Raw genomic sequence first — 7,693 nt, 5'->3', positions numbered from 1 at the left:
AGCCCCAAGAAGATTTTTTCTCCCCCCTCCCCAGGGCCCGTGGGGCCTTGGGGAGGGAGGAGAAAGGGGGGAGGGGCCTGGCTCCCTTCCCTCCCAAAGGCGCTGGGATTCGAATCGACGCCTAAAGTGGCCCATGGCGTCTCTCTTCTCTCGGGTCCCCCACCCCCACCAAAGGGATGGGGGACAAGCTGCGCTAAAATGAATGCAGGAAACAGGAAGCGGCCTGGAATTGGAGGTTGATTCCTGGTATGAATGGATAAGGAGGCTCCAGATGCCGTCGGTGGAAACCCTGCTGGCTCACTTGAAGGATGAAACGACCCCGCTCTCGATCCCTCGCCTGCACTGGCTTTCTGATCTGAGCGATGAGGAATTGATCCAGGTCGCTCAGGTCTGGCTCACGCTATCGACGGCGCGGCGTCGAGCGATCATCAGCCATCTGGTGGACATCAGCGAAGAAAATATGGAGGTGGACTTCGGTCGCGTCTTCCGCATGGCCCTGAGCGATCCGGATCCCGAAGTGCGGGCAATGGCCATTGATGGACTATGGTATGAGGATCAGGATCTTCAACTGATGCGCCGGTTCTTCGAACTTTTCGAGAAGGATCCCGCCATGGAGGTCCGCGCCCGTGCGGCCATCGGCCTGGGACGTTATTTCTATAACGCCTGCATTATGGAACAAATCCCCCTCTCGGCCGTGCGACCGGCCATCGATGCGCTGCGCCAGGCCTTCTATGACCCTGCCGAGCCTCTGGAGGTGCGGCGGCGGGCGCTGGAAGCGCTGGGGAACACCCTGGAACCGGATCTCCCGCGGATGATCGAACGGGCTTACGCGGATCCGGATGAGCGGATGCGGGTCAGCGCCCTCTTTGCCATGGGTCGGACCGGCGAGACCCATTGGGCGCCCTATGTCATGGAAGCGTTGCGCAGCCCCAGCCCGGCTGTGCGATATGAGGCGGTGGTTGCCGCCGGCGAGATCGGGATCCGGGAGGCCGTTCCCATCCTGGAGCGATTGATCGAGGAAGGGGATGCGGAAATCCAGGAGGCGGCGATCTGGGCGCTGGGGGAAATCGGAGGCCCACGGGCCCGCGAGATCCTGACGGCAATCGCCCAGGGGGAGGATGAGGATCTGGCCGCGCTGGCGGATGAGGCGCTGGAGGAGCTGGAGCTGCTGGAGGGCGCAGAGACCTTCATGCCTCTCCTGGAGATGGATCTAGAGGCCGAGGAGGAGGAAGCGGAAGACTGGCTGACATGGTGGGAGAAGGAGAGGCTGGGATTCGAAGAGCTGGAGGAAGAAGAAGAGGAAGACCAAGAGGATGAAGAAGATCGAGATCGCAGGCGGCGCCGCCGGCGCTGATCTCAGGAGCATTCCCGAGTGATCCTTCGCCTCGTCCCCGAGATCCTTTTTCATGACCTCACGCCGGTCCTCCTGGCGATCGCGGCGGGCTGGCTGGCGGGGCGCTGGTTGAACATCCCCCCGCACCCCCTGGCGCGCGTTTCTTTTTACATTCTCAATCCCTCCCTGGTATACATTTCCCTCGCCCGTTCGGATATCACCGGGGAGGAGCTGGTGCGCTTTCTGGGATTTTCGATCTCCATCCCTCTGATCGCCGGCGGCCTCGGGCTTCTCCTCAGCCTGGCCCTGGGGCTCTCCGCATCGGAACGGACAGCCTTGATGCTGACGGCGATGTTCGTCAACGCAGGAAGCTATGGGCTGGGCGTGGTCCAGCGAGCCTTCGGCGAAGCCGCCCTCGCCCGGGCCGTGCTTTATTTCATGACCAACAACATCCTTCTGAACACCCTCGGCGTGCTGATGGCGGTGCACACCGGCAGCCGGACCGGGTGGAGATCCATGCTGATCCTGCCCAGCTTCTATGCCGCTTTGCTGGCCGCCCTGGTGCGCCTCAGCGGATGGGCGCCTCCGGAGCCCGTTGAAGCTGGGATCTCCCTGCTCAGCCGGGGTGCTATCCCGGTCCTCCTGATGGTGCTCGGCCTGGAGTTGGCCCATATCCAACTGGAGAACCGATGGCTCCTAATGGGTCTGGGAACTTTCCTGCGTCTGGCGGTCATTCCGCTGGTGGCCATCCCCCTTGCCCATGTCTGGGGGCTGGAAGGACCGGCCCGACAGGCTGGATTGCTGGAAAGCGCGATGCCCGCCGCTATCTCCAGCGTGGTGATGGCGGTCGAATTCGGTGTCTACCCTCGCACCATCGCGGGGATTATCTTCCTTTCTACTCTGTTAAGCCCCCTCACCCTCAGCCTGTGGATCGCCTGGTTGCGGGGATAAACACAACTCGAGGAAGCCAGCGGCGTAACTCCTATCATGGATTTCCCCCGTCCAGGGATTTTTAGAGTGGGGCATGTCTCACCCTTACGATTTCCCCCGCAGCCCGAAGGGGTTGCCAGGAGGGGAGAAGCAATTCTCCCGGAGATGGAAACCGATCGGATGATCGCAAAAATCCCTGCCTTTCTCAAAAAGTTCAGGCTTCTCGCCCCCAGATCGCCCGGATGGATGGCGCTGGGGCTTCTGGGGCTTCTGCCGCTCTCTCCCGCTCTCGAAGCTCAGACCCCGCTTCCAGCCCGGGTGGAGCTCGATTACACCTTCGGCCAGCGGATGCGTTTTATCTTAGAGCCCGAAAGCCCCTTTCCCATCGTTGAAGCGATTCTCTACTACACCCTCCCCGACATGGAGCTCCCTCAACGCGTGCGGATAGTTCTGGGATCCCAGACCCCATCTCAAATCCTTCACGAACGGGATCTGCGTCGGGATCCTCTGCCGCCCTTCGCGCCTCTCACGTTCTGGTGGGAAGTCCAGGATCGAGATGGGAACTGGTGGTCGACCGAGCGGCGGACCGTGCGGTATCTGGACAATCGAGTGGCCTGGCGCACGATCTCCGCGGGCCCTCTCCGACTTTACTGGCACGCCGGGGATCCCGGGCTGGCCCGTTCGGCGCTGGAGCTGGCCCGTCAAAGCCTGGATCGAATTGGGGGGCCTCTGGGTTATCGAACGACGGAGCCCATCGAGTTGTTCTGGTATGCCGATCGAGAGCTGGCCCGGGCGGCGTTTCGCCTGGCCGGGCTGGAGATCGGTGGAGAGGTTCGCCCCCGCTGGCGAGCGGTCATTCTGATCGCCTCCGCGGATGGAGCCGGTCTGGAAACCCTCCGCCGCCTGATCCCCCATGAGCTCACCCATGTGATCCTGGAAGATGTAGCAGGGGGGCAGCCATTGCCCGCGTGGCTGGACGAGGGTTGGGCCTTGCTGAACGAAGGCTGGCCCGATCCGGCCCTGCTGCGCGCCCTCCAGGAACCGCGACTGGAAGGCGTCTCGCTGGCCAGCCTGTGTGGGGACTTCCCTTCGGATCCCTTGCGAGCCCCTCAGGCTTATGCGCTTTCCTGGGCGGTCGTTCGCTATATCCAGGATCGAGAGGGGACCGGAGGCCTCCGGCGGTTGCTGGAGGCTTACGCGGAGGGCGTCTCCTGTGAGAACGGCGTGCGCCGGGTCCTGGGACGCTCTCTGGCCCGCCTGGAGGACGAGGCGGAAGCCGCCTTTCAACCCCAACCGCCCTGGCGGTTTGTGATGGAGAGCTTGGGGCCATGGCTTCTCCTGTTCCTCCTGCTCAGCCTGGGTCCCGCTCTCCTCGCGTTCAGCCAGCGCTCCGAAGCCAGGATCCAATCCCCCTGACCCAGGCCGCTACCCGGGATCTCTCCCACGGGTTGGAAGGACCCCCTCCTATCCCGTGGACCTTCGAGCCATGGGGAAAAGATTTTGGGGCGGAGAAGGCCACCTCTGGCGGTCTTCCCAGCCCCCAAAAGCCCCTGCGGAGAGGCGAGTCCGATCCGAGCGCCTTCGGGAGGGAGGCAGGCCAGGCCCCAGCCCCAAAACCGGCGGGAGAGCTCGGAAGATGCCCCTGGCGTATTCTTCCTCTCCCTCCCCGTATCCCAAGGGCCGGTCACGATGATCGAGCATCCGGTTCTTAAAACCGCCTTTCCACGAACCCCCTCTCGCATCGCCATCGCCAGAGGGCGCGGCGTGTGCTGGCGAAGACCAGCGGCGAGGGCAAGCCGTCGGGGGGAAAGAAACCGGCCTCCAGCGCATCATCCCCTGGTTGAAGGGAACCGCCGATCGGGATCCCTCGATATACAATCAAAACCGCAGGGCCCCGGGGATCCACGGAAACGGCGAAGACATCCAGCACGCCGCAAATGCGAATGATGAATCCGGTCTCCTCGCGACATTCCCGGATCGCCGCGGCGACCGGCCCCTCATCGATCTCCACAAATCCGGCAGGAAGCGCCCATCCCCCCTTCCCCGGCTCGTAACGCCGCCGCACCAACAGGACCTTCCCTTCGTGTTCTACCAGCACCCCCACCGCGACCTTCGGATCGTAGAAGACAACGTATCCACAGGCCGGACAGACGGGGCGCTCCCGGCCGAAGAGGAAACGCTGCGTCAGGTGAGCTCCACAACGAGGACAGAAGATAAAAGGCTCTGAACCCATTCCCAGTGATATCTCTGGATTTGGGGGTTTTCGGGGGAGGAGCCATCGCCCCTCTGGGCGAGCTTCCAGTTTTTAATTCTTTGAATCTCTAAGGAGGGTTACCCGAATCGCAACACAGGACCCTCCAGGCATAACACGATGCCCTCCCGCTCACATGAGCCGCACAATCCGATCCCACATCGCATATAAGCTTCATAACTGAGCTGCGCCGGGATGCCGAAGGCGGCCGCCAGCGCTCGGAGCCCTTCCAGCATCCCCTCAGGCCCACACCCGTAGAGGGCATCATAGGAGTCCGAGCCCAACAGACGAGCCGCCACCTCGGGAGCCCGCCCTCGTTCCCCAGCGGAGCCATCCTCGGTCGCCACCACCACCGACGCCCCCAACGCTTGAAAACGATCGGCATAGAGCACATCTTCGGCGCGCCGGGCGGCGGTCAGAGCGGTCACCGCCATCCCCCGCGCGATGGCCTGGCGGGCCAGGAAGGCCAGCGGAGCCACCCCATAGCCTCCACCCACCAGGAGGATCCGCTGACCCTCGAGGGTAAACCCCCGGCCTAAAGGGCCCCGGATCCACAATCGGTCGCCAGGTTGCAGGGCATGCAGGGCGGCCGAGAACGGGCCCACTCGGGCCACAGTCAAGGTCACCGGATCTGCCTCCGCCAGACTGAAGGGCTTTTCCTCGTAGCCGGGCAGCCACGCCATCAGGAACTGACCGGGCTGGGCCTCCATCCGGGCGTCCAGAATCAATGTGCTCACCCGCGGGTTCTCCCGAACCACCCGGAGCACCCGGATCGCCTGGGGATGCCCCCCTGCCCACCACAAACGACGAATCGGCCGTGAGATGATCCCCTCTGCCATGCTCGGGATCCTGGACCTCACGAGGGGCGGAGGATCACCGGCGTGGCGGCCACCTGCTCGGCCAGCGAGCGGATCGCGGCGATCCGCTCCGCCATCTCGGCCCGGCCCTCTTCCCGCATCCGATCCTCCATCTGATGCAACCACTGCTGGAACTCCGGCGTCAGCATCCGGCGATTCCGTTCCAGGATCTGCCGGCGATGCTCCTCCGAGCGAGCGTTCAACAACGCATTCAGCAGCCGAAGCTCCGGAGGGAGCATCTGCTGGAGGATCGTCATCGCGATCTGCCCCAGGAGGTTCAATGCCTGGGCCAGCCGGGTATCGCCCGCCTTCAGCGCGGCCTCGATGTTCATCTGAAGCACATCGAAGAAAATGTCGTCGATTTCCGCGATGCGCCGGACCAAGCGCTCCTGCAGTTCCCGTTCGGAGGGGGCGCTCAGAAGCTCCTGGATCAGGCGAGCTCGCTCCTCGTAAATCCGCCGGATCTCCAGGTCGACCGCCTCCCGGGCCTCCAGAATCTCCCGGCGCAGCGCAATCAGGCGCTCGGCTTCCTCCTGCTGACCGGCCGCCTCCGCCTCCTCAATCCGGCGGGTAAGGTTCTGGAAGAACCGATAATCCAGGAAGGGACGCCCCAGCGCCACCAGGGTCTGACGGGTCTCCGGATCCGGGGCTTCCAGAAGGGCCTCCAGCAAGGTCTCGCCGCTGGGCGCACGGGTGAATTTCTCAATGATCTGCGTCCGGGAGCGAATGGTCTGCCCGTAGGGCGTCCGCTCGAGCAAGCGATCTCGAAGGGCCATGACCCGGGCCAGCTCCTCCGCCGATCCCTCCTCCTGAACCGTCGCCAGCGCTTCATGGAAGAGGCGGAAGAACTCCGCATCGATTTTCTCCGCGTTCTCCCGGATCAGCTCTTCCGCATCTTCAATGCGCCGCGCGTTCAGGATCCGCTGCAGGAGGAGCGCGCGCTCCTCCATCGCCTGCAGATCCTCATCCGTGTAGCCATCGGCCCGGAGGATCGCCTCCAGGAGGCTCTGGATCGTGAAAAACTCTTTGGGCTGGAGCAGATACGCCTTACGCTTCTCCCGGGGCAGCTGCCGCAGGATCGCATCCGTGAGCTGTCCGACGATGCGCTGGCGGTCTGCTTCTCTCAGGTTCGCCTGGATCGGGATGAACACCAGGGCCAGTTCCTTTTCCGGATCATGATAGAGGAAGGGCGCTGCGAAGCTCACCCGGTTGCCACAGCGAGGGCAGACGAAAGCATTCAAGCGCCCTGCCAAGAGCAATCGTTTCAGATGAGGCTCCTCCGAGACATCGATGATCTGGCGGACCTGAACCTGAACGGGTTGGCCACAGAAGGGACAACGAACAACCATGGAAGCGGGTGGAAATGGCATGCGATTCCTCCTCACCATGGGATCATACGACCAACAGCGCGTAAGGCCTTGGGAGCTGGGCCGGGGCCTTCGGCCCTGGCCCAGCTCCCAAAAAGCTCTCTATCGGGATCCAGGAGCTGCGCAGTCAGGGTCTGTAGGGCGAGGGAGGATGGCCCACCTCCCCTTGCTCCCTCTCCTCGTGGCCAAAGGGCCACAGGGAGAGGAGATAAAAGATCTCTTTGCGCCCGGACTTGCCGCCCATCCCGCTGTTCCCGTCCTCAGGTTTGCACCCTGGCAACTTGCGTTAATTTTAGCGCAACCTGCTCTCCGGGCGAGAGCGGAAGGCCGCAGCGATCCCGAAACGGCCTGACAGTTTCCATCCCGGCCTTCCCTGCGGACCGCTTCCGGCGGCGAGTCGATCCAAGCGCTTTCGGAAGGGAAGCCGGCCATGTCTCTCCCCAGAGGCCTTGGGGAGGAGGAATTTTCGAGCTGGGGCGCCGCCTTTGGCGGCAGCTCAGCTCAAAACCCGCAAACCCATAGGGGAGCTTCGAAGCTGCCCACAGGGTAAGAGACCTCTCTGGGAGCGAAGCCGGGTGGCCTGGCTCTGTCCCCAAAGCCCCTGGAGGGAGCGAGCGGCCCAACTCATGAGAGAGCAAGCCCGCCGTGCCCCCCCTGGGGGGTGACTCCGAGGAGAGAAAAATCTTGCGGGGATGGGGCCGGGGCCAAAGACCCTCCCGTCCCCACTCCCGAAAACCCTCGCCTCGTAGACGAAGCGCCAGGGTGAAGCCTACTGCTTTTAATTTGGGGGTTTTCGGGGGCGGTGCGGGGGGCCTTGGGCCCCCCGCACCGCCCCCGAAAACCCCCAAATTAAAAGCAGTAGGCCTCACCCTGGCGCTTCGTCTACGAGGCGAGGGTTTTCGGGAGTGGGGACGGGAGGGTCTTTGGCCCCGGCCCCATCCCCGCAAGATTTTTC

General features: G+C 63.6%; 6 protein-coding genes. 3 read left to right on the top strand and 3 right to left on the bottom strand.

Annotation, left to right across the window (positions count from 1 at the left end; all coding sequences use genetic code 11):
- Positions 1 to 271: 271 nt before the first annotated feature.
- From NZM16_RS09220 to NZM16_RS09210, 3 genes are all read left to right on the top strand, one after another.
- Complete coding sequence (locus NZM16_RS09220; RefSeq protein ID WP_295451066.1) at positions 272 to 1,354, top strand: HEAT repeat domain-containing protein; 1,083 nt, start codon at positions 272 to 274, stop codon at positions 1,352 to 1,354.
- An 18-nt stretch (positions 1,355 to 1,372) separates the two neighbouring features.
- Positions 1,373 to 2,284 (top strand): AEC family transporter, encoded by a 912-nt coding sequence (locus NZM16_RS09215; protein ID WP_295451068.1) that lies wholly within the window; start codon positions 1,373 to 1,375, stop codon positions 2,282 to 2,284.
- Positions 2,285 to 2,509: 225 nt separating this feature from the next.
- The gene (locus NZM16_RS09210) at positions 2,510 to 3,679 is read left to right on the top strand and encodes a peptidase MA family metallohydrolase (protein WP_295451070.1); all 1,170 of its coding nucleotides are present in this window, start codon (positions 2,510 to 2,512) and stop codon (positions 3,677 to 3,679) included.
- 292 nt (positions 3,680 to 3,971) lie between these two features.
- Here the strand turns inward: NZM16_RS09210 and NZM16_RS09205 are convergent, their stop codons facing one another.
- The 3 genes from NZM16_RS09205 to NZM16_RS09195 all read right to left on the bottom strand — a co-directional run bounded on the left by NZM16_RS09205 (position 3,972) and on the right by NZM16_RS09195 (position 6,741).
- Positions 3,972 to 4,496 (bottom strand): NUDIX hydrolase, encoded by a 525-nt coding sequence (locus NZM16_RS09205; protein WP_295451072.1) that lies wholly within the window; start codon positions 4,494 to 4,496, stop codon positions 3,972 to 3,974.
- Between the two features lie 98 nt (positions 4,497 to 4,594).
- The gene (locus NZM16_RS09200) at positions 4,595 to 5,353 is read right to left on the bottom strand and encodes a dihydroorotate dehydrogenase electron transfer subunit (RefSeq protein WP_295451074.1); all 759 of its coding nucleotides are present in this window, start codon (positions 5,351 to 5,353) and stop codon (positions 4,595 to 4,597) included.
- 17 nt (positions 5,354 to 5,370) lie between these two features.
- Positions 5,371 to 6,741, bottom strand: a complete 1,371-nt coding sequence (locus NZM16_RS09195; protein ID WP_295480062.1) for a CpXC domain-containing protein — start codon at positions 6,739 to 6,741, stop codon at positions 5,371 to 5,373.
- Between the last annotated feature and the right edge of the window lie 952 nt (positions 6,742 to 7,693).

Origin of the sequence: Thermoflexus sp. (assembly GCF_025055495.1) — a bacterium.
GTDB lineage: Bacteria > Chloroflexota > Anaerolineae > Thermoflexales > Thermoflexaceae > Thermoflexus.
The sequence above is the reverse complement of the archived record's forward strand: the minus strand, read 5'-3'. Positions and strand labels throughout refer to the sequence as shown.